This is a genomic window from Roseateles violae (assembly GCF_030410485.1).
GTDB classification, from domain to species: domain Bacteria; phylum Pseudomonadota; class Gammaproteobacteria; order Burkholderiales; family Burkholderiaceae_C; genus Roseateles_D; species Roseateles_D violae.
This window is the reverse complement of record NZ_JAUHHC010000003.1, coordinates 663,351-688,858: the sequence shown is the minus strand read 5'-3', so window position 1 is coordinate 688,858 and position 25,508 is coordinate 663,351. Positions and strand designations below refer to the sequence as shown.

Below are 25,508 nucleotides of genomic sequence, written 5' to 3'. Positions count from 1 at the left end.
CCATGAAGTTCTCGCATTTCTTCATCGACCGGCCGATCTTCGCCTCGGTGATCTCCATCCTGCTGGTGCTGGCCGGTCTGGTCGCGATGTTCAGCCTGCCGATCGCGCAGTTCCCCGACATCACGCCGCCGACGGTGACCATCAGCGCCAACTATCCGGGCGCCAGCTCCGAGGTCGTGTCGCAGAACGTCGCGGCGCCGATCGAGCAGCAGGTCAACGGCGCCGACAACATGATGTACATGTACTCGTCGGCCTCGTCGACGGGCAATATGACGCTGACGACCTTCTTCGAGATCGGTACCGATCCGGCGCTGGCCCAGGTCGACGTGCAGAACCGGGTCAACCTGGCCCTGCCCCTGCTGCCCGATGCGGTGACGGCACAGGGCGTGTCGGTGCAGAAGCGCTCCAGCGCCTTCATGATCGTCATCGCCGTCTATTCGCCGGACGACAGCTTCGACCAGGGCTATGTCGCCAACTACGCCAATATCTATGTGCTGGATGCGCTCAAGCGCATCCCCGGCGCCAACCAGTCGGCCATCCTCGGCTCGCCGGACTACGCGATGCGGCTGTGGCTGAAGCCCGACCGCATGGCCAGCCTGGGCATCACCGTCGGCGACGTGCAGAACGCGGTGGCGGCGCAGAACCAGCAGTACTCGGCCGGCCGCATCGGCCAGGCGCCGACCGGCAATGCGGTGCAGCAGACCTTCCCGGTCTCGACCAAGGGCCGCATGACCGAGCCCTCGGAGTTCGAGAACATCATCCTGCGCGCCAAGAGCGGCGACGCGTCCATCGTGCGCGTCAAGGACATCGGCCGCGCCGAGCTGGGCCAGAAGGACTACTCGGTGCGCAGCCGCTACAAGGGCAAGACCGCGACCCTGATCGCCGTCTACCAGCAGCCCGGCGCCAACGCGCTGGACGTGGCCAAGCAGGTGCGCACCACCCTGGCCACGCTGAAGAAGAGCTTCCCGCAGGGCCTGGACTACGACATCGCGCTGGACACGACGACCTTCGTGCAGGATTCGATCAAGGAGGTGATCCACACCTTCGTCGAGGCGGTGATCCTGGTCATCATCGTCGTGTTCGTGTTCCTGCAGAGCCTGCGCGCGACCCTGGTGCCCATCCTGGCGGTGCCGGTGTCCATCATCGGCGCCTTCATCGGCATGTCGGCCTTCGGCTTCTCGGTCAATATGCTGACCCTGTTCGCGATGGTGCTGGCGATCGGCATCGTCGTCGACGATGCGATCGTCGTGATCGAGAACGTCGAGCGCAATATGAGCGAGTTCGGCCTGCCGCCCAAGGAGGCGGCCAAGAAGGCGATGGACGAGGTCAGCGGACCGGTCGTCGCCATCGTGCTGGTGCTGTGCGCGGTCTTCGTGCCGGTGGCCTTTCTGTCGGGCATCACCGGCCAGCTCTACAAGCAGTTCGCGATGACGATCGCGGTCGCGGTCGTGCTCTCGGGCATCGTCGCGCTGACCTTGTCGCCGGCGCTGGCGGCCATACTGCTGAAGCCGGGCCATGCCGAGAAGAAGGGCTTCTTCAAGTGGTTCAACCATCGCTTCGACCGCCTGGTCGAGGGCTATGGCTGGAGCGTCGGCCTGGCGATCAAGCGCGGCCTGGTCTCGGTGCTGATCATCGGCGGCATGGTGCTGCTGATGCTGCTGCTGTTCAAGCGCGTGCCCTCGACCTTCCTGCCGGTCGAGGACCAGGGCTATGTCTACGGCGCGGTGATCATGCCCGACGCGGCCAGCCTGGACCGCACGCAGTCGGTCAGCGCGCGCGCCACCGAGCATTTCAACAAGGATCCGGCCGTCAGCTCGGTCGCCGAGGCGACCGGCTACAGCCTGATCGACGGCCAGATCAAGGCCAATGCCGGCATCCTCTTCGTCACGCTGAAGGAGTTCGCCGAGCGCGATGGGCGCGGCGCGGCGACGGTGATCCGCGAGGCGCAGCAGAAGTTCGCCGGCATCGCCGAGGGCCTGGTGCTGCCGGTCAATCCGCCGTCCATCCCGGGTCTGGGCACGACCGGCGGCTTCGAGCTCTGGCTGCAGAGCCGCGGCGACGCGAGCCTCGCCAAGCTGGAGGAGGTGACGCGCGCCATCATCGCCAAGTCGCGCGAGCGGCCCGAGCTGGCCGGCGTCAGCTCGACGATCAACACGCACTCGCGCCAGCTGCGCGTCGACGTCGACCGCGAGCGCGCCGAGACCCAGGGTGTGGCGACCGCCGATATCTATTCGGTGCTGCAGACCATGTTCGGCTCGCTCTACGTCAGCCAGTTCCCCAAGAACAGCCGGCTGTTCCAGGTGATCCTGCAGGCCGAGCCCGACTACCGCGTGCGGCCCGAGGACCTGGACCAGCTCTATGTGCGCAACAAGAACGGCGACATGGTGCCGATCAAGGCCGTCACGACCTCGCGCTACGTGACCGGCGCCGACATCGTGACCCGCTTCAACAACTTCCCGGCCGCCAAGATCGTCGGCGACGCGGCGCCCGGCTACAGCTCGGGCCAGGCGATCGAAGCGATCGAACAGGTCGCGCGCGAGGTGATGCCGGAGGACTTCGGTTTCGAATGGAGCGGCCAGGCCTACGAGGAAAAGAAGGCCGGCTCGACCGCGGCCCTGGTGTTCGGCTTCGCGCTGGTGATGGTGTTCCTGATCCTGGCCGCGCAGTACGAGAAATGGACCCTGCCCATCGGCGTGCTGCTGGCCGTGCCCTTCGCGCTGTTCGGCGCGATCCTGGCGATCTTTCTGCGCGGCATCCAGGCCGATGTCTATTTCCAGATCGGCCTGACGGTGCTGATCGCGCTGGCGGCCAAGAACGCGATCCTGATCTTCGAATTCGCGGTCGAGATGCGCGAGAAGGAGGGCATGAGCCCGCGCGAGGCCGCCCTGCATGCGGCCAAGCTGCGCCTGCGGCCCATCGTGATGACCTCGCTGGCCTTCATCCTCGGCTGCGTGCCGCTGGCCATCGCCAGCGGCGCCTCCTCGGCCAGCCGGCGCTCGCTGGGCACCGGCGTCATCGGCGGCATGCTGGGCGCGACCCTGATCGCGATCGTCTTCATCCCGATGTTCTACTGGGCGCTGGAGTCCTGGTCCTCGCGCGCGGCGCGCAAGGCGGCGGCCAAATCGCTGGAAAAGCCGGCCGAGCCGGGCGCGGTGGGGGAAACGCAGTGAGAGCCGCCGCTCTTTCGTTGCTATCGCTCCCGCTGTCGCTGCTGCTGGGCGGCTGCATGCTGGGCCCGGACTACCGGCGGCCCGAGGTCCAGGCGCCGGCGAGCTTCCGCTTCGACGACGGCCGCTCGACCGAGGCCGTCGCGCGCGAGCTGGCCAACACCGCCTGGTGGTCGCTGCTGCGCGACCCGGTGCTCGATCAGCTGATCGCCGAGGGCCTGGCCAATAACAAGAACCTTGCCATCGCCGCCGCGCGCGTCGACGCCTTCTACGGCGCCTATGGCAGCACGCGCTCGGCGCTGTTCCCGCAGCTGGGCGCCGAACTGGCCGGCACGCGCCAGCGCGCCAGCCAGAGCACGATCAGCCCGGCGCCCGGCAGCAACCCCTTCAACACGGTGCAGGGCGACCTGTTCATCGCCTGGGAGCTCGATCTGTTCGGCCGCCTGCGGCGCCTGGACGAGGCGGCGCGCGCCGAGCTGCTGGGCAGCGAGGCCGCGCGCAGCGGCGCCGTGCTGAGCCTGACCGCCGCCATCGCCAGCGCCTATGTCGGCCTGCGCGCGCTCGACCGCCAGCTGGAGATCTCGCGCGACACCCTGAAGAGCCGCAGCGAGGCGCTGGAGCTGTTCCGCAAGCGCTTTGCCGGTGGCGTGATCTCGGAGCTGGAGTTGAACCAGGCGCAGTCCGAGTACGCGCTGGCGCTGGCCTCGGTGCCCGAGCTGGAGCGCCAGATCGCGCAGCAGGAGAACGCGCTGTCGCTGCTGCTGGGCCGCAATCCGGGGCCGATCGCGCGCGGCCTGAGCATCGACCGGCTGGCCTTGCCGGCCGTGCCCGCGGGCCTGCCCTCGGAGCTGCTGGAGCGCCGTCCCGACATCCGCGAGGCGGAGCAGGCGCTGGTCGCCGCCAATGCGCGCATCGGCGCGGCCAAGGCGCAGTACTTCCCGCGCATCTCGCTGACCGGCCTGTTCGGCGGCGCCAGCACGTCGCTGAACAATCTGTTCGAGTCGCCCGGCCGGGTCTGGAGCTTTGCCGGCAGCGTCTCGATGCCGATCTTCACCGCCGGCGGCATCGCCGGCCAGGTGACGAGCGCCGAGGCCCAGCAGCGCGCCGCGCTCTACGGCTACCAGCAGGCGGTGCAGGCGAGCTTTCGCGATGTCGAGGACGCGCTGATCGGCAGCCGCAAGATCCGCGAACGCTTCGACGCGCAGGCGCTGCAGGTCCAGGCCTTGCGCAGCTATGCGCGTCATGCGCGCGCACGCTACGAGGAGGGCTTCTCCAGCTATCTGGAGGTGCTGGACGCGCAGCGCAGCCTGTTCTCGGCCGAGCTGCGCTACACCCAGGACCAGGCCGATACCTTTGCCCAGGTGATCGCCCTGTACAAGGCGCTGGGCGGCGGCTGGCTCGGCCAGGCCGAGGCGCTGGCGCCGCAGCCGCAGGCCAGCGTGCAGCAGACACCGGCCTTGCTTCCCTGAGCCGGAGCTCAGGGCGTCTGCTTCGCGTCGCGATCCCAGTCGAAGCGCGCCGGCTCGCCGCGCAGGAAGGCGCCGACCGCCTCGGCGTGATAGGGCGCCGCCGCTGCGATGCCCTGGGCCTGGCATTCGAGCTCGGCCAGGGTCGCGTAGTTGGTCTCGAAGCTCTTGTTCAGGAGGCTCTTGCTGAGCGCCAGCGCCTCGCGCGGCGCGCCGAGGAAGCGCTGCGCAAAGCGCTGCGCCGCCTCGTCCAGCGCCTCCGGCTCGTGCACCGCATGGACGATGCCCAGGCGCTGCGCCTCCTCGACGCCGACGCGGCGCGCGCTGAAGGCCAGCTCCTTGGCCATGGTCAGGCCGACCGCGCGCGGCAGCATGTACAGCGCGCCGAAGTCCGGCACCAGGCCGACCTTGGCGAAGGACATGCAGAAGGAGGCGCGCGTCGAGGCCAGCACGAAGTCGGCCGCCAGCGCGATCGAAAAGCCGGCGCCATAGGCCGGGCCGTCGACGGCGGCGATCACCGGCAGCTCCAGCGAGCGCAGCTGCTCCACCCAGACATGGGCCTCGCGCATGCGCCGGCGCATTGCGTCCGGCGAGCGGACCTCCGGGTCGGCACTCTCGTGGCGCTCCTTCAGCGCCTTCAGATCGCCGCCGGCGCAGAAGCTGCCGCCGGAGCCGCTGATGACCAGCACGCGCACCCGCCGATCGGCCTGCACGCGGGCCAGCATGTCCTGATAGTCCTGGCGCAGCGCCATGGACAGCGCATTGCGCGCGGCGGGCCGCTGGTGCATGAACAGCGCAATGCCGTCCTCGGAAATCGTCAGCTGCGCATCGCGCAGGGCCACAGTCTCGGATGTCATCTCGGATCCCCGTTCGGTCGATGGCCCGATCGTAGCGGCCTCCGGAGACTCACCAGACGATGCGCCATTGCAGGCCCCAGCCCGGGTGGCGGGCCGGCGCCGCCCATTGCGGCGCCAGCGTCAGCTGCGACTGGATGCCCAGGCTGGCGTCGACCGCCTCGTTGATCGAGCCCAGCGGGTCGGTCAGGATCAGGGTCAGCCGGTCCCAGCCGTCGAGCGGGCCGTCCTTGGCCCGGACGCGCTGGCGCAGCGGCGTGAACACATACTCGCCCAGCAGCGAGCCCAACACCGGGGTGACGATCAGGTCCTGGTAGGAGACCTGCTCGACCATGGCCTCGGCACCATATTCGAAGATCGTCGAGAGCAGGGCCGAGTACCAGAAGGCGTTGCCGCGGCCCAGGCCGCGCTCGCGTGCCCGGGTGTAGTAGCCGGCGCCCCAGTAAGGGTGCAGCACATAGTTGACGACCGCGCGGTCGCTGTCCCAGTGCGGATGGGTGACGTTGTAGTACCAGCGATCGAAGCCGATCTCTTTCGAGTAATGCGTCTCGCTCTGCGGCCACAGCGAGATCAGGCCGACGGCGGCGAACTGGTAAGCGACGAAGTAGGCGGTGTCGCGCTGGATGCCCGCCGTGTCCGGCGCCGGCTCGGTGCTCGGCGCCGGCTCGGCTTCATTCGTTTGCGCCCCGGCCGTCGACGGCGGCAGCGCCGCCGACAGCAGCAGTGCGGCGGCGGCGAGCCGGCCGTTCAACGATTGCCGTTGCGTTTGGCCTCGGCCTCGCGGGCCGCCTGTTCGCAGGCGCGGCGCTGCTCGGGGCTGGTCGAGGCCAGGCAGCGGGCGGCGCTGTCGTCGACGCCGCCGGGCACGATGGCGCCGGGCGTCGAGGTATCGCCCTTGCCGCGGAAGGGCACGTTGACCTGCGGCACCACCTGCTGGCGTGGACGTTCGAGGCCCGGCGCGCGCGAGGTCTCGACCGCCTTGAAGGCCGGGTTGGTCGCGCCCCAGTTCTTCGAGGCGGCGATCTCGGCCGGCGTCGGCGCCACCTCGCCCGGGCCCGGTTTCGAGGCCACGTCCTTGGGCGGCTTGGCGGCGCGCGGCGCGCTGGCGGCCGGGGCCGCCGTCGGCGTCGTCTGGGCCAGGGCCGGCAGGCCCAGCGTCGCGGCCAAGGCCAGCGCCAGCCAGGACTTCATCAGCGTCGGAGCAGTCTTCATTGCTATCCCCCCAATCGATGTTGCTTGCCTCAGTATCGGCCCAATCCGCCCCGGGCGTCGATCGATTTGCGGGTCGGGTGTTGCCTGCCTGCCGCCAGCTTTGTAGGAGCCGGCCGACCGCCGGCCATCGTCAAGTCCCTCAAGCGCGGCCGGGCTCGCGGCCTAAGCTTTGTTCACGCCGGGCGGCGCGAGGCGCCACCGGTGCTAGCCATCATTTCTCATCCATTCATTCATCCGACCCAGCGAGGAACAAGGTATGAACAAGGACCAAGTCAAGGGCGCCGTCAAGGACGCCGCCGGCAAGGTGCAACGCAAGGCCGGCGAGGTCGTCGGCAGCACCGAACAGCAGGCCAAGGGCCTGGCCAAGCAGGCCGAGGGCAAGGCGCAGAAGAGCTATGGCGATGCCAAGGAAGCGATGAAGGACTCCGCCGCGGGCCGCAAGCCTTGATAGAGTCATTTCGCCGCAGCGAGGGACGGCCCCTGGGTCGTCCCTTTGTTTGTCGGCGCTTCCTCGGGGGTGGCCGGTATGCGGACCTTCACCTGCGCTCGCTGCGGCCAGCGCCTCTTCTTCGAGAACATCGCCTGTGACCGCTGCGGCGCCGCCCTGGGCTTCGTGCCGTCCGAGCTGGCGCTGGTGGCCTTCGATATCGATGCAGAGGGCCGCTGGCAGCGCCTCGATGGCGGCGCGGCGCAGAAGCCCTGCGCCAACTACCGCGAGCGTCAGGTCTGCAACTGGATGCTGCCGGCCGGTGATGCCGGCTCGCTGTGCCTCAGCTGCGCCTGCAGCGAGCTGATCCCCGCGCTGGACCAGCCGCTCAATGTCGAGCGCTGGGCGCGCATCGAGCAAGCGAAGCGGCGGCTGATCTACGGCCTGCTGGTGCTGGGCCTGCCGGTGCGGCCGCGCAGCAGCGATCCGCGCCACGGCCTGTCCTTTCGCTTGATGGAAAGCCTGACACCGAAGCAGCCGGTGATGACCGGCCACAGCGACGGCGTGATCACCCTGAACATCGCCGAGGCCGACGACGACGAGCGCGAGCGCATCCGCAGCGATATGCACGAGCCCTATCGCACGGTGCTCGGGCATTTCCGCCATGAGATCGGCCATTACTACTGGGACCGGCTGCTGCGCGAATCACCATGGATCGCCGAGTACCGCCGCCTGTTCGGCGACGAGCGCGCCGACTACGGCCAGGCGCTGCAGCGCCACTATGCGGCGCCGCTGGCCGACTGGCCGCAGCGCTTCGTCAGTGCCTATGCCAGCGCCCACCCCTGGGAAGACTGGGCCGAATGCTGGGCCCACTATCTGCATCTGCACGACGGGCTGGAGACCGCGGCGGCCTGGGGGCTGCGGCTGGAGCAGGCGCTGCCGGGCGGCGCGCGGGTGCAGCCGGCGCCGCTCGATCCGGCCGCGCCGCTGGTCCCGGCCCTGATCGAGCAATGGCTGCCGGTCTCGCAGCTGATCAACTCGATGAACCGCAGCCTGGGCACGCGCGACAGCTATCCTTTCACCATGCCGGCACCGGTGGTCGAGAAGCTGGATTTCATCCACCGGCTGATCGCCGCGGTGCGGCGCGGCGAGGCGCCGATGCAGTTTGGCAGCGAGCCGGCAGCGCCGCCGCCGGCCAAGCCGCGGCGACCGGCGCGGGCGAAGAAGACCGCCAGCAAGCCGCCCGCCAAGGACTGATTTTCTGCTTGAATCCAGGTACAAGAAGGAGCCCCGCCATGGAAGCCAGCCACCACCGCTTCTCCGAACTGTTCGCCCAGCTGGGCCTGCCCAACGACGATGCCAGCATCCGCGACTTCATCCAGCGCTACCGTCCGCTGTCCGCCGAGCTGCTCTTGCACCAGGCGCCGTTCTGGACGCCGGCGCAGGCCAGCCTGCTGAAGGAGGAATGGCGCGACGACGCCGACTGGGCCGAGGTCGTCGATCAGCTGAACCTGGCCCTGCGCTGAGCGCGCCGGCGCCTCACTTGAACAGCGCCGGCAGCCACAGCGAGACGGCCGGCACATAGCTGACCAGCAGCAGGGTCGCGATCAGCGCGCCGTAGAAGGGCAGGATCGAGCGCATCACCTGGCCCACCGAGATCTCGCCGATCGCGCAGCCGATGAACTGGGTCGTGCCGACCGGCGGCGTGTTCAGGCCCAGCGCGCAGTTGATCAGCATCATGATGCCGAACTGGTGCGGGTCCATGCCGAACTGCTGGCAGATCGGCAGGAAGATCGGCGTGCAGATCAGGATGGTCGCCGCCATGTCCAGGAAGGTGCCGAGCAGGAACAGCAGCACATTGACCATCAGGAAGATCACCCAGGGCGAGTTGCTGACCGACTGCATCAGCGCGCCGGTCTTCTGCGGCACCTCGTACAGCGCCATGAAGTAGCCGAAGGCCGAGGAGATGCCGATCAGCAGCAGCACGACGCCGGTCGTCTTGCAGGCCTTGGCGCAGGCCTTGAGGAAATGCGGCCAGCTCAGGCTGCGGTAGACCAGGGTCGTGACCAGCAGGGCCCAGAACACCGCCGTCGCCGCCGATTCGGTGGCGGTGAACACGCCGCTCAGGATGCCGGCCAGGATGATGACGACGATCAGCAGGCCCGGCAGCGCGGCGATGAAGGCGGCCAGCACGGCCTTCCAGCCGGGGAAGGCGCCATGGGTCGGATAGCCGCGCTTGACCGCCACGCCATAGGCGGCCGCCAGATTGGCGATCGTCAGCAGCAGAGCCGGGATCAGCGCCGCCAGGATCAGGTTGAACACGCTGACGGCGGCGAGTCCGGCGGTGGCGAGCGTGAAGATGATCAGATTGTGCGAGGTCGGCATCAGCGCGCCGACCAGGGCCGCATGGGTCGTCACATTGACCGCATAGTCGGCGTGATAGCCCTCCTTCTTCATCAGCGGGATCATCACCGAGCCCATCGCCGACACATCGGCCAGCGGCGAGCCGGCGACGCCGCCGAACAAGGTGCAGCCGACCACATTGCTCATGCCCAGGCCGCCGCGCACATGGCCGACCAGGCTGTTGGCGAAGCGCACGATGCGGTCGGCAATACCGCCGTACAGCATCAGCTCGCCGGCAAAGACGAAGAAGGGGATCGCCAGGAAGGAAAACACCTGCATGCCGCCGACCATCTTCTGGAACACAACGGCCACCGGCAGGCCGGCCGCGACGATGGTCGCGACCGAGGACAGGCCGATCGCGAAGGCGACCGGCACGCCCAGCAAGAGCAGGGCGGCGAAGCTGATCGCGAGCACCGTCAGTTCCATGCCGGCTTCACCTCGACGCCGCGCAGGAGCGCGACGATATGCTCGATCGAGAACAGCACGATCAGCGCGCCGGCGATCACCAGCGGCAGGTAGTCGACGCCCTCGGGCAGGCCCAGCATCGGTTTGCGTTCATCCCATTTCAGCGTCGCCCATTGCCAGCCGCTGTCGGCCATCAGCGCGCCGAACAGCGCGACCAGCGCATGGATCAACAGTTCGAAGCGGCGACGCCAGGCCTCGGGCAGCAGGGCGATCAGCGATTCCAGGCCGATATGGCCGGCATCGCGCACGCCGACCGCCACGCCCAGCGCCGTCACATAGAGCACCAGCAGCATCGCCAGCGCCTCGGCCCAGGTCGGCGTGTCGTTGAACAGATAGCGGCCGACGACCTGGAACTGCACGCTCAGCACGACGGCGATCAGGCCGACGACGGCCAGCATCAGCGCCGCCTTCGACAGCGCGGCGCACAGGCGCGTGAAGGCGCGGCTCACTTGGCGTCCTGCACCGCCTTGACCAGGCGCTGCAGGTCGGGCGTGTTGACGAACTTGGCATAGACCGGCGCCATCGCGGCCTGGAAGGCGGCCTTGTCGACCTCGACGATTTGCGCGCCGCCGGCCTGGACGGCCGCCAGGGACTTGGCCTCCTGCTCGTCCCATTTCCTGCGCTGGAAGGCCACCGACTCCCGGGCCGCCGCGCGGATCAGCTGCTGGTCGGCGGGCGGCAGCTTGTCGAACACCTTCTTGCTCATCAGCAGCATCTCGGGCGCCATCGAATGCTCGGTCCTGGAGAAGAACTTGACCGCCTCGTAATGCTTGAAGCCCTCGAACGAGGGCAGGTTGTTCTCGGCCGCATCGATCAGGCCGGTCTTCAGGCCGGTGTAGACCTCGCCGATCGGCATCGGCGTCGGGTTGGCGCCCATGGCGGCGGCGACGGCCACCCACAGGTCCGACTGCTGCACGCGCAGCTTGATGCCCTTGGCATCGGCCGCCGTCTTGATCGCCTTGCGGCCGTAGATCGAGCGCGCGCCGCTGTCGTAGAAGGCCAGGCCGACAAAGCCCTTGTCCTCGCAGCTCTTCAGGATCTCCTCGCCGATGGGGCCGTCCAGCACCTGGCGCATATGCTCGACCGAGCGGAACAGAAAGGGCAGGGTCGGCACCTGCGTCTTCGCGCAGATCGCGTTCATCGGGCTGATGTTGACCCGAGCCATGTCCAGCGCGCCGATCTTCAGCTGGTCGATGGTCTCCTTCTCGGTGCCCAGGGCGCCCTTGTTGAAGACCTTGATCTTGTACCTGCCGCCGCTGCGCTGGGCCAGCAGCTCGCTCATCTGCTTGACCGCGACCACGGTCGGATAGTCGTCGGCGTTGTGCACATCGGCCGAGCGGAATTCGAGCGCCTGGGCCTGGGCGGCGCAGGCCGCGAGCGCCGCCAGCACGAGCTTGTGGATGAGGGTCATGGTGTCGTCTCCTGTGTCGTCGTCGTCATCGGTACGGGGTCTCGGCCAGGCCCGGCACGCCGGGCCGCAAGGCGAACAGGGCGCCGGCCAGGGGCTGGGCCTGCGGCCCCTGCATCGAGGTGATCAGCAGGCTGCGCATATCCGGGCCGCCGAAGGCGCACATCGTCGGCTTGGCAACGGGTAGATCGATGCGGCGGTCGAGCCGGCCGTCGGGCGTGTAGCGCAGCACGGCGGCGCCGTCGTTGGCGCAGATCCAGTAACCGCCCTCGGCGTCGACGGCCGCGCCATCGGGCCGGCCGACGGGCAGCTGGGCGATGAAGGGCTGCGGCGTGCGCGCCTGGCCGCGCTCGGTGTCGTAGTCGCAGACCCAGACCCGCGCCAGTGCCGGGTCCGAATCGCTGAAATAGAGCTTGTCGCCGGCCGGGCTGAAGCCCAGACCGTTGGGCACCCGCATCGCGACCTTCAAGGGCGGCTGCCAGGGCTGGTCGGTCTCGCCCGCGCGCGACAGGCGTGCCAGCCGGCCCAGCGCCTGGCGCGGCTGGCCCGGCCGCTCGTCCATGCTGCCGACCCAGAAGCGACCCTGGCGGTCGCAGCGACCATCGTTGAAGCGCACGCCCGGGCCATGCGGCGCGGCGGCCAGCAGCCTCGACTCGAAGCGGCCGCCCTCGAAGAGATCGAGCGCATAGACGCCGTCTTCCAGGGCCGCGATCAGGCCGCCGCCTTCCCGCAGGGCGATGCTGCCGACCGCCTGCGCCAGCTGCCAGAAGGCCGCCGGCCGCGCCGAGCCCTCATGGCGCCAGACGCGCCGGGCGCGGATGTCGACCCAAAAGAAGCAGCGCTCGACCGGCGACCACAGCGGGCTCTCGGCCAGCTGGCTGGGGCCGTCCCACCAGAGCTCGACGCCGGGCCAGCTCATGGCTGCCGCGTCCACGGCCCGAGGCCCAGAAAGCTGCCGCCCTGCAGCCGCGCCTCGGGCGAGTCGGCCGGCGGGGCCAGGTCTTGAATCTGCTTGCGCCAGGCTTCGGCGCTCTGCTGCGGCGCATAACCGATGCGCTCCCAGCCGGCATCGCTCCACCAGCGCTGCGGATTGGCCGAGACGCCGTAGACGCTGAGAAAACCGACGCCCGGCGCGGCCAGCGCCGCCAGCACCAGCCGGCGCAGGTCCTCGAAACCCAGCCAGGTCGACAGCGCGCGGCGGTCGGGCGGCTCGGCCGTTGCCGTGCCGATGCGCAGGCAGACCGTCTCGATGCCGTGGCGGTCCCAGTAGAGCCGCGCGAGGTTCTCGCCGAAGAGCTTTGCGACGCCGTAATAGCCGTCGGGCCGCGGCGCGCTGTCCGGGCCGATTGCCTCGCCCTGCGGGTAGCAGCCGGTCACATGGTTGGAGCTGGCGAAGACGATGCGCCGGGTGCCGGCCAGGCGTGCGGCCTCGTAGAGATGGAAGACGCCCTCGATATTGGCCGGCGCGATCTGCTCGAAGGGGCTCTCGACCGAGACACCGCCCAGATGGACGACGGCGTCAACGCCCTGCAGCAAGGCCTCCATGGCGGCGCGATCGGCCAACTGGCAGGGGCGGTCCTGCTCGTGGGCGGCGGTCGGGCCGCAGGAACCGCGGTCGCTCAGCCGCAAGGTCTGACAGGCCTGGGCCAGGCTGGGACGCAATTGGCGGCCCAGCACGCCGGCGGCGCCGGTCAGCAACAGGGTCGGATAGATGGAACTCATAGACGACTCATAGACGCTCAGGGTGGACCCTGTTCCAATTTAAGAACTGCAATGCAAGAATATCGAAACAGTGTTTCGTAATCAACGAGGACTTTCATGAAGGTGGATGTGGCGGCGGTGCGCAAACGGGTGGCCCTGGTCGGCGAGTGCATGCTGGAGCTGCAGGGCGAGGCCTTCGGCGCGATGCAGCAGGGCTTCGGCGGCGACACCCTGAACACCGCCGTCTACCTGGCGCGCTGCGGCGCCGCCGCCGGCATCCAGACCTTTTACGCGACCGGCCTGGGCGAGGAGGGCTTAAGCGCCGGCCTGATGCAGCGCTGGGCGGCCGAGGGCATTGCGCTGGACCTGGTGCGGCGCATCCCCGGTCGCATGCCGGGCCTCTACCTGATCGAGGTCGACGCCAAGGGCGAGCGCAGCTTCAGCTACTGGCGCGACACCAGCGCGGCCAAGGCCTATTTCGAGGCGGAGACGACGCCGCTGGAGCAGCGCGCCGGGGAATGGGACGCGCTGTATCTCAGCGGCATCAGCCTGGCCATCCTGCCGCCGGCCGGGCGCGAGCGCCTGTTCGCGCTGATGGAGGCGCTGCGCGCTCGCGACGCGACGGTGGTGTTCGACAACAACTACCGGCCGCGGCTGTGGCCGCAGATCGCCGACGCGCGCGCGGCCTTTGCCCGCGCCTTCGAGCTGGCGACGATCGCCCTGGTCACCGCCGACGACCACCAGGCCTTGCTGGGCCTGGACTCGCTGGCGGCCGGCGTGGCCGCCGCGCAGCAGTTGCCGACGCCCGAGATCGTCATCAAGCGCGGCGCCGCGCCGACCCTGCTGCGCGCATCGGCCGGGGCCGTCTGGCAGCAGGCGGCGACCGAGGCGGTGGCCCAGGTCGTCGACACCACCGCCGCCGGCGATTCCTTTGCCGCCGGCTATCTGAGCCGCCGTCTGGCCAGCGTGCCGGCGCAAGAGGCGGCGCTGTTCGGCAACCGGCTGGCGGCGCGGGTGATCCAGCACCGCGGCGCGCTGATCGCGCCGGCGGCCATGGCCGATCTGCTGGGCGGAGCGCAGGCGGCATGAGGAAAAAAAGCATGCATCTGCTGGCGGCGCTGCTGCTGGCCGGCGGCGCCGCCCAGGCGGCCGAGCCGGCCGCCGCGCGCACCGCGATGGGCCTGAACCGCGCCAGCTTCGACGTGCGCGGCTGGGCCGCCGACACCCGGGGCGGGCAGGGCGGCCGCATCATCAAGGTGACGAACCTGAACGCCGCCGGCCCCGGCTCCTACCGCGAGGCGATCGAGGCCCAGGGCCCGCGCATCGTCGTCTTCGAGGTCGGCGGCGTGATCGACATGGGCGGCCAGGACATGGTGATCCGGAACCCCTTCCTGACCGTCGCCGGCCAGACGGCGCCCAAGCCGGGCATCACCATCATCAAGGCCGAGACCCGTATCGCCGCCCACGATGTGATCATCCAGCACCTGATGTTCCGCCCCGGCGAGTTCGGCCGGCCGAAGAAGCGCGGCGGCGACCAGGACGCGATCTCGACCGTCGGCGCGGCGCACAACATCATCATTGACCACTGCAGCTTCTCCTGGGCCACCGACGAGAACCTGTCGATCTCGGGGCCGCGCTTCGATGGCGGCCCGCGGCCCGAGGACTGGCGCCGCAACACCTCGCATCAGATCACCTACAGCCACAACCTGATCTACGAGGGCCTGGCCAACTCGGTGCACGAGAAGGGCGAGCATTCCAAGGGCACCCTGGTGCACGACAACGCCAGCGGCGTGCTGCTCTATGCGAACGTCTATGCCTCGAATATGGAGCGCAATGCGCTGTTCAAGGGCGGCGTGCAGGCGGCCATGGTCAACAACCTGATCTACAACCCCGGCGCCAAGGCGGTGCACTACAACCTGATCGCGCACGAGTGGGAGGGCCACCCCTACCAGACCGGCAAGCTCACGCTGGTCGGCAATGTCTACCGCCAGGGCCCGGACACGCGACGCAACACGCCGCTGTTCGCGCTGGGCGGCCAGGGTGATGTGGAGCTCTTCCTGCAGGACAACCTGGCCGTCGACGATGCCGGCCAGCCGGTCGCGCAGACCGGCGTCTACACCAGCGGCCGGGCGCGCATCGTCCAGGCGGCCGCGCCGGATCTGCCGGCCGATGTGCGCGTCCATCCGGCCGCCGGCCTGGAGGACGAACTGCTGCTGGCCGCCGGCGCGCGGCCCTGGGCGCGTGACCCGGTCGATTTCAAGCTGCTCTCCGATGTGGCCGAGAGCCGCGGCAAGATCATCGACTCGGAGCTCGAGAACGCAATGGGCTACCCGCGCTACAAGCCGACGCGCCGCGCCTTCGACGAGGCCGACTGGCATCTCGCCGACATGAGCCCCAAGGCCGGCTGGGCCTCGCTATTTGCCGGAACGCCGTGAGAGGGCTGCCATGAACCATCGTCTCGCCCTCCTGCTGCTGAGCGCCTGCCTGGCCGGCCCGGTCGCGGCGGCCGTGATCGGCCAGAACGCGCCGGTGCCTGCCTTGAGCGCCGAGCGCGTCGCGGCGCTGCCCGAGACGCAGCGCGCCGCCTGGCAGGCCTATCTGGCGCGTTCCGAGCAGCAGCGCGCGGCCGACCGCGCGGCCCTGGCGGCCGAGCGTCAGGCCTTGAGCGAGCCGGTGCCGGCGCCGCCCGAGGCCAGCGGCGCCGGCGCGAAGACGATGCCGCTACAGCAGCCGCCGGCCTGGTACGCGAGCGCCGCCGCGCTGCAGGTGGCCGACAATATCGTCAGCTTCCAGACCCCGGCCGGCGGCTGGGGCAAGAACCAGCCGCGCGACCGCGCGCCGCGCCTGCGCGGCCAGGACTACGTCTCCGACAACAACAACAAGCGCGCGACGCCGGGCGATTTCGACCAGGCCCAGGATCCGCGCTGGAGCTATGTCGGCACCATCGACAACGACGCGACGATCAGCGAGATCCGCTTCCTCGCCAAGGTCGCCGCCCAGCGGCCCGGCCCGGCCGGGGAGGTCTATCGGCAGAGCGCGATCCGGGGACTCGGCTATCTGCTGGCGGCGCAGTTCCCCAACGGCGGCTGGCCCCAGGTCTGGCCGCTGCAGGGCGGCTATCACGACGCGATCACCTTGAACGACAACGCGATGGTCGAGGTGATGCAGCTGCTCGACGCGGCCGCGCGCGGCGAGGACGATCTCGGCTTCGTGCCCGGCGCACTGCGCGAGCGCGCCGCGGCGGCCCAGCAGCGCGCGCTGGCCCTGCTGCTGGCGGCGCAGCTGCGCGACGGCCAGGGCCGCAAGACGATCTGGGCCCAGCAGTACGAGGCGCTGAGCCTGGCGCCGGCCTCGGCGCGCAACTACGAGCCGCCCTCGCTGTGCAGCGGCGAAAGCGCCGATCTGCTGCTCTATCTGATGAGCCTGCGCGAGCCTTCCGCCGCGGTCCGGGCGGCCGTGCATGCGGGCATCGCCACGCTGCGCGGGCTGGCGATCCGCGACAAGGCCTGGGTGACCCTCGACGAGGTCCAGGGCCGCCGCCTGGTCGACAAGCCCGGCGCGCCAGCGCTGTGGTCGCGTTACTACGACGCGGGCAGCCTGCAGCCCATCTTCGGCGACCGCGACAAGACCCTGCATGACGATGTCAACGAGATCAGCTTCGAGCGGCGCAAGGGCTATGCCTGGTTCGGCATCTGGCCGCAAAAGGCGCTGAAGGAATACGAGGACTGGTCGAAGCGCTGGAACCCTTGACGATGAGCAGGCGCTGCGCGCTGCTGCTGGCCCTCTGCCTGAGCGGTATCGCGCAGGCGCAGGAGCTGCTCGGGCCGCAGGGCGCGCTGCCGGTCTATCACGAGGCCTTGCGCGAGCGGCTGAGCTTCAGCCATGGCTGGCGCGACGGCGCAGACCCGGTGGCCTGGACGCGCGCCGGCCGCGCGAAGGCGCGCGAACTGATGCTGCCGGCGGGCGGCGATACGACGGCGATCCCCTTCGCGCCGCGCCTGCTGGCCGAGCAGGACCGCGGCCGCTATATCGCCCGCAGGATAGCGCTGCAGATCAACCGCGACAGCCGCGTGCAGGCGCTGTTGCTCGTACCCAAGGCAGCCGGCCCGCATCCGGCCGCGCTGCTGCTGCACGACCATGGCGCGCGCTTCGACATCGGCAAGGAAAAGCTGGTCTGGACCTGGGACGATCCCGCGCGCGAAGCCGCCTCCGCGGCCTGGGCAGCGCGCTACTTCTCCGGCCGCCTGCCCGGCGAGCAGCTGGCCGCGCGCGGCTATGTGGTGCTGGCCGTCGACGCGCTGGGCTGGGGGCAGCGCGGGGCGGCAGGCTTCGGCTATGAATCGCAGCAGGCGCTGGCCGCCAATCTCTTCAACCTGGGCACGTCCTGGGCCGCCCTCATCGCCGGCGACGATCAACGCGCCGCGCAGTTCCTGGCCGGCCTGCCCGAGGTCGATGCGCGGCGCATCGCCGCCGTCGGCTTCTCGATGGGCGCGCAGCGTGCCTGGCAGCTGGCCGCGCTGTCCGAGCACATCGCCGCCACCATCGCGGTCAACTGGATGGGCACACTGGAGGGCCTGATGCGGCCCGGCGGCAACCAGCTGAAGGGGCAGTCGGCCTTTGCGATGCTGCATCCGGGTCTGGCGCGGCATTTCGACTATCCCGATATCGCCGCGCTGGCCGCGCCCCGGGCGATGCTGGTCTATGCCGGCGGACGCGATCCGCTGTTCCCGCCCGAGGCGGTCGAGCCGGCGCTGGCCAGGCTGCGCGCCGTCTGGGCCGCCTACGGCGCGGGCGAACAGCTGCAGACGCGGGTCTGGCCCGAGGCCGCGCACGAGTTCAACGCCGCGCAGCAGGACGCCGCCTTCGACTGGCTGGACGCGCGCTTCGGCGTTTCTCCGGCCCGCTAGCGGCGCTGCGCCAGCCACCAGGCGGCCGCCTGGCCGCGGCTCGCCAGCCCCAGCTTGGTCAGGATATTGGCCACATGGCGCTTCACCGTGTGCGGGCTCAGATCCAACTCGCGCGCGATCAGCTTGTTGGCCGTGCCGCGGGCAATCAGCGCCAGCACCTCCTGCTCGCGCGCCGACAGGCCTTCGTCGGCTTCGGCCGGGGCGGGGGCCGCGGCCGCGGGCCGGGCCGCCCAGGCCTGCAGGCGGCGCAGCTGGTCCGCGTCGAGCTGGCCGTCCCAGGGCAGATCGGCCAGCTCGCGCAGCGCCGCGCGGGCGAACAGGGCGCCGCCCGGCTGCGCCTCGGCCAGCAGCTCGCCCAGCAGCGCGGCGGCCGCCGGCTCGTCGCCGCGGCGTCGGCGCAGCAGGGCCAGACGGGCGCGCGCCTCGCTGGCCTGGCCATAGAGATCGAGCGCGCTGGCATCGTCCAGGCCGAGCAGCCAGCAGTCTTCGGCCAGGTCGAGATCACCGCGCAGCCAGGCCAGCGTGCCGCGCAGGCCCCAGAGCGGCTGCAGCCGGCGCGGCGTCAGATCGCTGAGCGTGGCGTTCAGCGCGTCCAGGCGCTGCAGGCGCTCGGCCAGCAGCTCGCCGGCCTCGGCGCAGGCGGCGATTCTTGCGGCCAGGAAGAGGTTGTGCCACAGGCCCCAGTCGCCATAGGCGGGCGGCTGCTCGTCCAGGCGCTGCTGCGCCAGCGCCAGCGCGGCCTCGCTGTCGCCGCCCAGCGCGGCCAGCAGCGCCCGCATGGCCAGCCCGTGATGCCGCGTGATCAGCTGCTGGCCGGTCCATTTCGCGTCGTCGTCGGCGCGCGCCAGCAGGGTCCGTGCGCCGTCCAGATCGTCCTGCCACAGCCGCAGCCAGGCCTGGCTGAGCAGGCCCAGCGCGCGCAGCGGCAGCGGCTGGTCGCCGACGACGGTCAGCGCGCCCTCGGCCCAGCGCGCCAGCCAGGGCGCGATGCCGCGGCAGGCGGTCTGGCGTGGCGGCGGCACGGTCGAATACCAGCGGGCGAGGTCCAGCTGGCGTTCGAGCAACTGCACCAGCGCGGCGAAGGCCGGCGCGACCTCGTCGAAGCGGCAGGACTCCAGGGTCAGCCAGGTGCGGGCCAGCGCCAGCGTGGTCTGCGTCTCGGCGTCGGCCGGCGCCCGGCTGGCCAGGCCGGCCAGCAGGAGCTCGGCCGCCTCGAGCTTGCCCAGGGCGATCAGCACGACCGCCCGCTGCGCGCGGGCGCGGCCGGCCTGCAGCGCCTCGCCGCGCGCCTCGAACAGCCGGTCGGCCTCGGCCAGATGGTGCTCGGCCTGGCGGTTCTGCCAGTCGGCCCAGTCCGCCATGCCGAGGATGCGGTGCAGCTCGGCACTGCCGGCCGCCATCTCGGGCGGGAACTGCGCGCACAGCCGGCGCAGCGCATCGGAGCCGCGCTGCGGGGCCAGGCGCGGCGCCGCCTCCAGCAGCGCGGCGGCGGCTTGGCTGTGCGCGCCGGCCGCCAGCAGCAGGCCCTGGCGGCGCACCGGATCGGGCTCCACCGCCGCGGCGCGCAGCAGCAGGGCCGGCTCGTCCTGCGGCCGCTCCAGCCGCAGCCGGTGTCGCAGCGCATCGCGGAACAGATCGTGCAGGCGCAGCAGCGGCTGGCTCTCGTCGACCAGCACGGCAAACAGGCCCTGGCGCTGGATCGCCTCCAGCCAGTGCAGCGCCTGCGCATTGCCGCTGACGGCGGCGCAGCGCGGCGGGTCCAGCTCCTGCAGCACCGAGCAGTCGAGCAGGAAGCGGCGCAGGCCGGGCTCCAGCGCGTCCAGCACCTCGCGGCTCAGCAGCTCGAAGGCATCGCGGTCGATGCTGGCCTCGCCGCTGCGCGCGCCGCTGAGGGCCAGCCGCAGCCCTGCCGGCCAGCCGGCCGTGCGCGCATGCAGCTGCCGGGCGGCCGCGTCGGCGATGCCGGCCTGGCCCAGCAGGGCCAGGCTCTCGCTGGCGCTGAAGCGCAGCTGCGACTCGCCGAACTCGGCCAGCAGGCCGCCACCGCGCAGCCGCGCCAGCCGCAGCGCCGGCGCCTGGCGCGCGCTGAGCACCAGGGTCCAGCGCGGGCCCAGATGCTGGACCAGCAGGTCGAGAAAGCGCAGCGAGGCCTCGTCGCGCAGATGCTGGACATCGTCCAGCGCCAGCACGCCATGCGGCACCTCGCAGGCGTCCAGGGCATTGGTCAAGGTGGCCGCCAGCTCGGCCAGCGCCTCGGGCCGGCGCGCCAGATCCAGCAGGCTTTCCGGCGCGACGCGCCAGGGCGGGTCATAGGGTTCCAGCGCGGCCAGCAGGCACTCGACCAGCTGGCGCAACTCGTCGCCGGCCTCCAGCGCGAGCCAGACCCGCGCCCAGTCGGCCGGCTGCTGCTCCAGCACGCGGGCCAGCAGCGCGGTCTTGCCGAAGCCGGCGGGCGCGCTGATCAGCAGCAGCTGCGCCTCGGCCAGCGCCTGGCCGAGGCGCGCCTCCAGCCCCGGGCGGGCCAGCAGCGCCGCCGAGGGCAGGCGCGGCAGCCGGATCTTGGAGAGCGGGAAGACCATGGCGGCGATCTTATGCGGGCCGGCGCCGCGATGGCCCGAACGGGCCATGGCCGGCGCCGGCGCGATGGGCCGTCGGAGCGATGCGCGCCGCGGCGCACTTGGCAACACTGGCATCCAGCCCGGCGATGGCGCCGGCCTCAAGGAGTTGCTGATGCACACGACCGAATCCGGCGGCGCGGCCAAGCCGGCCCGCCACGACCTCTACTGCGGCATCCACAAGGCGCTGCGCCTGTTCATGACCGACACGCTGGCCCGCGTCGGCCGCCTCGATCTCGGCGATGCCGCCGAGCGCGCCGAGACGCTGGGCCAGCTGCGCCGGCTGCTGAACAGCTGCCGCGGCCATGTCGAGCGCGAGAACGGCTTCATCCACCCGGCGCTGGAGGCGCGCCGCCCCGGCGTCAGCGCCACCATAGGCGCCGAGCATGACGATCATCTGGAGGCGATCGCCGCGCTGGAGGCCGAAACCGCCGCCCTGGCCGCCCGCCCGGAGCCGGCCGCCGCGCTGCGCCTGTACCGCCGGCTGTCGCGCTTCGTGGCCGAGAACTTCGAGCACATGCTGATCGAGGAGACGCGCCACAACGCCGCGCTGTGGGAGGCCTACGACGACGCCGAGCTGGAGGCGCTGCACGGCCGCCTGGTCGCCTCGGTGCCGGCCGAGGAGATGCAGCTGCTGCTGAGCTGGATGCTGGCCGCGCTGAGCCCGGCCGAGCGGGCCCATCTGCAGGCGGCGCCGGTTGCCGAAGGGAGCCTGGCATGAAGGCCGCCGACCAGGCGCTGCGCATCGGCCTGCTGCGCACGATGCTGACCATACGCGGCTACGAGGAGCGGCTGGCAGCGCTGGCTTCGCCGAGCACGCCCGGCACCTGCACCTCGGTCGGCCAGGAGGCCTGCGCGGCCGGCGTCGTCGCGGCGCTGACGAGCGCCGACCGCATTCTCAGCAACCATCGCAGCGCCGGCCATCTGCTGGCGCGCGGCGCCGAGCCCGAGCGCCTGATGGCCGAGGTGCTGGGCCGCGCCAGCGGCTACTGCGGCGGCAAGAGCGGCTCGCTGCACATCGCGGTGCGCGAGCTGGGCGTGGTGCTGACCTCGACCATCGTCGGCGGCGAGCTGGCGATGGCGCCCGGTGTGGCGCTGGCGCAGAAGATGGGGGCACCGGGCTGCGAGCCGGGCGGCATCACCGCAGTGTTCTTCGGCGACGGCGCGGCCTGCGAGGGCATCTTCCACGAGGCGGTCAATCTGGCCGTCACCTGGCAGCTGCCGCTGCTGTTCGTCTGCGAGAACAACCAGTGGCAGGCCTATGTGCGGCGCGACGAGACGATGCCCATGCGGGACGTGGCCGACTGGGTCATCGGCCATGGGCTACAGGCGCGGGTCGTCGACGGCAATGACGTCGATGCGGTCCATGCCGCCGCCAGCGAGCTCGGTGCGGCGATCCGCCGCGACGGTCGGCCGCGCTTTCTCGAACTGACGACCTACCGCCAGCGCGGCCATTTCGAACCCGACGACATGGCTTATGTCGACCAGAGCGAGCACGCGCTGTGGCTGGCGCGTGATCCGCTGCGCCGCATGAGCGAGCGCCTGCAATCCGAGGGCCTGCTGGACCCGGAAGCGCTGGCGGCCCTGCAGGCCGAGGTGGGCCAGCGGCTCGACGCGGCGCTGGCCGCGGCCCAGGCCGCGCCCTGGCCCGAAGCGGCCCGCGTGCTGTCCAGCGATGTCTATGCAAGGAGTGAATGAAGCATGAAGCAGCTGACCGTGTATGAGGCCATCGCCGAGGCGCTGGCCGAGGAGATGCGCCGCGATCCACGCGTGCTAATGATGGGCGAGGGCGTCGCGACCAAGCGCGGCGAACTCCTGGCCGAGTTCGGCGCCGCGCGGGTGCGCAACACGCCGCTGGCCGAGGCGGTGATCGCCGGCACGGCCGTCGGCGCCGCCGGCATGGGCCTGCGGCCGGTGATCGACCTGCTGTTCGCGCCCTTCATGACCCTGGCCATGGACGCGCTGATCAACGGCGCCGGCAAGCTGCGCTATCTGTCCGGCGGCCAGTTCGAGTTCCCGCTGGTGGCGATGGCGATGACCGGCAGTGGCTGGTGCGTGGGCGGCCAGCACAACCACAATCTGGAGGCGATGTTCGTGCAGGCGCCGGGGCTCAAGGTGGTGATGCCCAGCTCGCCGGCCGACTTCAAGGGCCTCTTGAAGGCGGCGATCCGCGAGCCCGATCCGGTGCTGTTCTTCACCGACCTGGCCCTGCTGCACGCGGCCGGCCCGGTGCCCGAGGGCGAGCATGTCGTGCCGCTGGGCAAGGCGGCCGTGCTGCGCCAGGGGCAGGACCTGACCCTGCTGTCCTATGCCAAGACGGTGGCCGAATGCCTGCAGGCGGCCGAGGCGCTGGCCGAGCTGGGCATCGAGGCCGAGGTGATCGATCTGCGCACGCTGAAGCCGCTGGACATGGCCACCGTGCTGGCCTCGGTGCGCAGGACAGGCCGGCTGATCGTCGTGCACGAGGCGGCCGCGCCCTGCGGCGTCGGCGCCGAGTTGGCCGCGCAGGTGGCCGAGCAGGCCTTTGGCGCGCTGAAGGCGCCGGTGCGCCGGCTGACCGGGCCCGATGCACCGGCGGCCTCGTCCTGGGTGCTGGAGCAGGCGGCCGTGCCGCGCGCGCCCGAGATCGTGCGCGTCGCGCGCGAGCTGGTGCCGGCACCGGCGCTGAGCTGGTGAGGCGGCGGCCATGGCCTTGCGTCGCATGTGGCTGACCCTGGCGCTGGCGCTGATGGCCGCGCTGTTGCAGGCCGTCTGTCTGATCGAGGCGACTTCGGCGTTCCCGGTCTGACGGTCGTTTCTGGCGGGGGGCGGCGCGGCGGCACGGCTCCCCAGTCAGGCCAGCGCCCCCGGCCCCAGCACCCTTGCCAGAAAGCCCTCGAGCTCCTGGAAGAACTGCAAGCGGTGGGGCTGGTGGCTTAGGAAGTGATCGCCGCGCTCCTGCTTCACGAAGCGCAGATCCTTGCCGGCCGCCTTCAGCGCATCGGCCATGCCCTGGCCCTGCTCGAAGGGCACGCTGCGGTCCAGCGTGCCGTGCAGCAGCACGACCGGCACCTCGATTCGGGCCGCCTGCCGTCGCGGCGAGGTGGCCTCCAGCCGCGCGCGGTCGTCGGCCAGCGTGCCGATCTGCTCGGCCACCGCCTCGCGGCTGTACATCGTGCGGAAATTTTCGCTCTCGCGGATCAGGTCGACCAGGTCGGTGACCGGCGCGAAGGCGAAGGCGCCGCGGTACAGCCCGGGCGTTTTGACGGCGCCCATCAGCGCCGCATAGCCGCCATAGCTGCTGCCGGCGATGGCGACGCGCTTGGGATCGGCGGTGCCGCGGCGGACCAGCTCGGCGACGCCGTCCTCCAGGTCGTCCTGCATCTCCAGGCCCCAGCGCCGCAGCCCGGCCTGCAGATGCTTCTGGCCGGATCCGGTCGAGCCGCGGAAATTGACTTGCAGTACCGCATAGCCGCGCGCGGCGATGAAGGCTGACCAGGTGTCGTAAAGGCCGGTGTCGGCCGACTGCGGGCCGCCATGAGGCAACACGACCAGCGGCAGCGCGCTGCCCGGCACGCCGCGCGGCAGGCTGAGGAAGGCCTGCAGCGGCAGGCCGTCGCGGGCCTTGAATTCGATGCGCTGCTTGCGCGTCAGGCGCGCCGGATCGAGCTGGGGCGAGACCTCGGACAGCAGGGTCAGCGAGCCCTGCGCGCGGTTGCCGACCGCGTACTCGCCCGGGTTGCCATTGCCCCAGGTGCGCAGCAGATAGATCTGGTCGTCGGCAACCAGCTGCTGCAGATGAATCTGCCGCTGCGGCAGCGCGCGATCGAGTCGCTCGGCCAGCGCCTTCAGTTCGGTGTCCCAGACATAGGCGTCGGCCGCGCCGCCGTTGGTGACCAGGCCCAGCGCATCGCCGTTGCGGCTCGAGTGCAGCAGCCTGGCATCCAGATCATGAGCCGGCAGACGGTACTTCAGCTGCGGCTGCGGGTCGGCGGCGCTCAGATCCAGCGTGTGCACGGCCCACAGGCCTTCGTGCTGGGCCTGCAGGTAGAGGAGGTTCGGATCCAGGCCAAAGCCCAGCGGCGCGACCCGCCGCTCGTCGAAGAAGCCGAAGCTGCGCAGCGCGCGCCAGTTCTGGCCCTGGGGGTCGCAGGCCCAGAGCGTCAGGCGACCCTGCTCGTAGGCGATACCGACGCGCACGCGGTGTTGGGCGTCGCTGAGCCAGTGGCTGACTCGGGGCAGGCTTTCCTGCACGATGCGGCGCGCGCCGCTGATCACATGGACCTTGTAGACGGCCGTCTGCTGGCTGAACTTGGTGTCGGGCAGGGCCAGCAGGATGTGCTGGCCGTCCTCGGGCAGCCAGTCGACGACGCGGTCCTGCTGCAACGCGCGGCTCACCACATCGTCCTCGCCGCGCGGGCGGCTCAGATTGACGGCATCGCCGGGCTTGTCGGCCGAGACCGACAGCAGCCGCGATTCCATCGTGTCGGCGCTGCTGAACTCGCTGACCTGGCGGTCACTCGGATAGCGCAGGCTGACGGCCAGGCGTTGCGGATTGATCCAGCGCAGCCAGTTGAACTGGAACTCCAGGTTGTCGCTGGCCAGCAGGCTGGTGAAGGCGCCGCCGGCGACGGCGCGGGTGACCAGGAAGCTGTGCTTGCCCTTGTTCAGGATGGCTGCGAAACGCTTGCCGTCCGGTGACAGCTGCACATTGCGCAGCAGCGGCCCGGCCGCGAAGTCCTCGGCCGTATAGGCCGCGGGGGCGCCAGCTTCGGCGGGCGCGGCGAGCGGGCCGCGGCCCAGGGTCATCGTACCGGCCAGCAGGGCCAGCGCCGATCGTCTGTTCGTCATCGTCTTATCTCCCCTGTTTGCGCGGCATGGTGCGGACTCTGGCCCGTCTTGCC

General features: G+C 70.8%; 22 protein-coding genes. 12 read left to right on the top strand and 10 right to left on the bottom strand.

Annotation, left to right across the window (positions count from 1 at the left end):
- The first annotated feature begins 2 nt into the window (after positions 1–2).
- Entirely contained in the window at positions 3–3,170 is a 3,168-nt protein-coding gene (locus tag QWJ38_RS13545) for an efflux RND transporter permease subunit (RefSeq protein ID WP_290359611.1), read from the top strand.
- Positions 3,171–3,187: 17 nt separating this feature from the next.
- Positions 3,188–4,636, top strand: coding sequence for an efflux transporter outer membrane subunit (locus QWJ38_RS13540; RefSeq protein WP_290359610.1), 1,449 nt, complete (start codon positions 3,188–3,190; stop codon positions 4,634–4,636).
- An 8-nt stretch (positions 4,637–4,644) separates the two neighbouring features.
- Here QWJ38_RS13540 and QWJ38_RS13535 read toward each other — a convergent pair whose 3' ends face one another.
- Genes QWJ38_RS13535 through QWJ38_RS13525 form a run of 3 tightly spaced genes read right to left on the bottom strand, consistent with a single transcriptional unit; the run spans position 4,645 to position 6,699 of the window.
- On the bottom strand, positions 4,645–5,490 hold the full coding sequence (locus QWJ38_RS13535; protein WP_290359609.1) for an enoyl-CoA hydratase/isomerase family protein: 846 nt from the start codon (positions 5,488–5,490) through the stop codon (positions 4,645–4,647).
- Between the two features lie 49 nt (positions 5,491–5,539).
- Positions 5,540–6,238 (bottom strand): DUF3943 domain-containing protein, encoded by a 699-nt coding sequence (locus QWJ38_RS13530; RefSeq protein ID WP_290359608.1) that lies wholly within the window; start codon positions 6,236–6,238, stop codon positions 5,540–5,542.
- Entirely contained in the window at positions 6,235–6,699 is a 465-nt protein-coding gene (locus QWJ38_RS13525) for a hypothetical protein (protein ID WP_290359607.1), read from the bottom strand. Before QWJ38_RS13525 ends, QWJ38_RS13530 begins: the two co-directional genes overlap by 4 nt.
- A gap of 256 nt (positions 6,700–6,955) precedes the next feature.
- Here QWJ38_RS13525 and QWJ38_RS13520 point away from each other — a divergent pair, with 256 nt between their 5' ends.
- From QWJ38_RS13520 to QWJ38_RS13510, 3 genes are all read left to right on the top strand, one after another.
- Positions 6,956–7,147: a CsbD family protein gene (locus tag QWJ38_RS13520; protein WP_290359606.1), complete on the top strand. Its 192-nt coding sequence runs from the start codon at positions 6,956–6,958 to the stop codon at positions 7,145–7,147.
- 78 nt (positions 7,148–7,225) lie between these two features.
- On the top strand, positions 7,226–8,383 hold the full coding sequence (locus QWJ38_RS13515; protein ID WP_290359605.1) for a zinc-binding metallopeptidase family protein: 1,158 nt from the start codon (positions 7,226–7,228) through the stop codon (positions 8,381–8,383).
- A 38-nt stretch (positions 8,384–8,421) separates the two neighbouring features.
- On the top strand, positions 8,422–8,652 hold the full coding sequence (locus tag QWJ38_RS13510; protein WP_290359604.1) for a DUF2789 domain-containing protein: 231 nt from the start codon (positions 8,422–8,424) through the stop codon (positions 8,650–8,652).
- A 13-nt stretch (positions 8,653–8,665) separates the two neighbouring features.
- Here the strand turns inward: QWJ38_RS13510 and QWJ38_RS13505 are convergent, their stop codons facing one another.
- From QWJ38_RS13505 to QWJ38_RS13485, 5 genes are read right to left on the bottom strand one after another with little or no spacing between them, the layout of a single operon-like run.
- Positions 8,666–9,955, bottom strand: coding sequence for a TRAP transporter large permease (locus QWJ38_RS13505; protein WP_290359603.1), 1,290 nt, complete (start codon positions 9,953–9,955; stop codon positions 8,666–8,668).
- A complete protein-coding gene (locus QWJ38_RS13500; protein ID WP_290359805.1) occupies positions 9,946–10,392 on the bottom strand; it encodes a TRAP transporter small permease in 447 nt (148 codons plus the stop codon). The genes QWJ38_RS13505 and QWJ38_RS13500 overlap by 10 nt, the downstream gene beginning before the upstream one ends.
- Positions 10,393–10,439: 47 nt before the next feature.
- Positions 10,440–11,405, bottom strand: a complete 966-nt coding sequence (locus tag QWJ38_RS13495) for a TRAP transporter substrate-binding protein (RefSeq protein WP_290359602.1) — start codon at positions 11,403–11,405, stop codon at positions 10,440–10,442.
- Between the two features lie 25 nt (positions 11,406–11,430).
- Positions 11,431–12,321: an SMP-30/gluconolactonase/LRE family protein gene (locus QWJ38_RS13490; RefSeq protein ID WP_290359601.1), complete on the bottom strand. Its 891-nt coding sequence runs from the start codon at positions 12,319–12,321 to the stop codon at positions 11,431–11,433.
- Positions 12,318–13,124 (bottom strand): NAD-dependent epimerase/dehydratase family protein, encoded by an 807-nt coding sequence (locus QWJ38_RS13485; protein WP_290359600.1) that lies wholly within the window; start codon positions 13,122–13,124, stop codon positions 12,318–12,320. The genes QWJ38_RS13490 and QWJ38_RS13485 overlap by 4 nt, the downstream gene beginning before the upstream one ends.
- Before the next feature lie 96 nt (positions 13,125–13,220).
- Here QWJ38_RS13485 and QWJ38_RS13480 point away from each other — a divergent pair, with 96 nt between their 5' ends.
- Genes QWJ38_RS13480 through QWJ38_RS13465 form a run of 4 tightly spaced genes read left to right on the top strand, consistent with a single transcriptional unit; the run spans position 13,221 to position 18,010 of the window.
- Positions 13,221–14,192: a sugar kinase gene (locus QWJ38_RS13480; RefSeq protein ID WP_290359599.1), complete on the top strand. Its 972-nt coding sequence runs from the start codon at positions 13,221–13,223 to the stop codon at positions 14,190–14,192.
- Positions 14,189–15,538 (top strand): pectate lyase family protein, encoded by a 1,350-nt coding sequence (locus QWJ38_RS13475; protein ID WP_290359598.1) that lies wholly within the window; start codon positions 14,189–14,191, stop codon positions 15,536–15,538. Before QWJ38_RS13480 ends, QWJ38_RS13475 begins: the two co-directional genes overlap by 4 nt.
- Before the next feature lie 10 nt (positions 15,539–15,548).
- Positions 15,549–16,853 (top strand): pectate lyase, encoded by a 1,305-nt coding sequence (gene pelA, locus QWJ38_RS13470; RefSeq protein WP_290359597.1) that lies wholly within the window; start codon positions 15,549–15,551, stop codon positions 16,851–16,853.
- Positions 16,854–16,855: 2 nt separating this feature from the next.
- Entirely contained in the window at positions 16,856–18,010 is a 1,155-nt protein-coding gene (locus QWJ38_RS13465) for a dienelactone hydrolase family protein (RefSeq protein WP_290359596.1), read from the top strand.
- Here QWJ38_RS13465 and QWJ38_RS13460 read toward each other — a convergent pair.
- Positions 18,007–20,589, bottom strand: coding sequence for a winged helix-turn-helix domain-containing protein (locus QWJ38_RS13460; protein WP_290359595.1), 2,583 nt, complete (start codon positions 20,587–20,589; stop codon positions 18,007–18,009). The two genes, QWJ38_RS13465 and QWJ38_RS13460, sit on opposite strands and share 4 nt — an antisense overlap.
- A gap of 151 nt (positions 20,590–20,740) precedes the next feature.
- On the opposite strand from QWJ38_RS13460, the gene QWJ38_RS13455 reads away from it, so the two are divergent.
- Genes QWJ38_RS13455 through QWJ38_RS13445 form a run of 3 tightly spaced genes read left to right on the top strand, consistent with a single transcriptional unit; the run spans position 20,741 to position 23,301 of the window.
- A complete protein-coding gene (locus tag QWJ38_RS13455; RefSeq protein WP_290359594.1) occupies positions 20,741–21,346 on the top strand; it encodes a hemerythrin domain-containing protein in 606 nt (201 codons plus the stop codon).
- The gene (locus tag QWJ38_RS13450) at positions 21,343–22,323 is read left to right on the top strand and encodes a thiamine pyrophosphate-dependent dehydrogenase E1 component subunit alpha (RefSeq protein ID WP_290359593.1); all 981 of its coding nucleotides are present in this window, start codon (positions 21,343–21,345) and stop codon (positions 22,321–22,323) included. Before QWJ38_RS13455 ends, QWJ38_RS13450 begins: the two co-directional genes overlap by 4 nt.
- 3 nt (positions 22,324–22,326) lie before the next feature.
- On the top strand, positions 22,327–23,301 hold the full coding sequence (locus QWJ38_RS13445; RefSeq protein ID WP_290359592.1) for an alpha-ketoacid dehydrogenase subunit beta: 975 nt from the start codon (positions 22,327–22,329) through the stop codon (positions 23,299–23,301).
- Positions 23,302–23,457: 156 nt separating this feature from the next.
- On the opposite strand, the gene QWJ38_RS13440 is transcribed toward QWJ38_RS13445, so the two are convergent.
- Positions 23,458–25,455: a S9 family peptidase gene (locus tag QWJ38_RS13440; RefSeq protein WP_290359591.1), complete on the bottom strand. Its 1,998-nt coding sequence runs from the start codon at positions 25,453–25,455 to the stop codon at positions 23,458–23,460.
- Between the last annotated feature and the right edge of the window lie 53 nt (positions 25,456–25,508).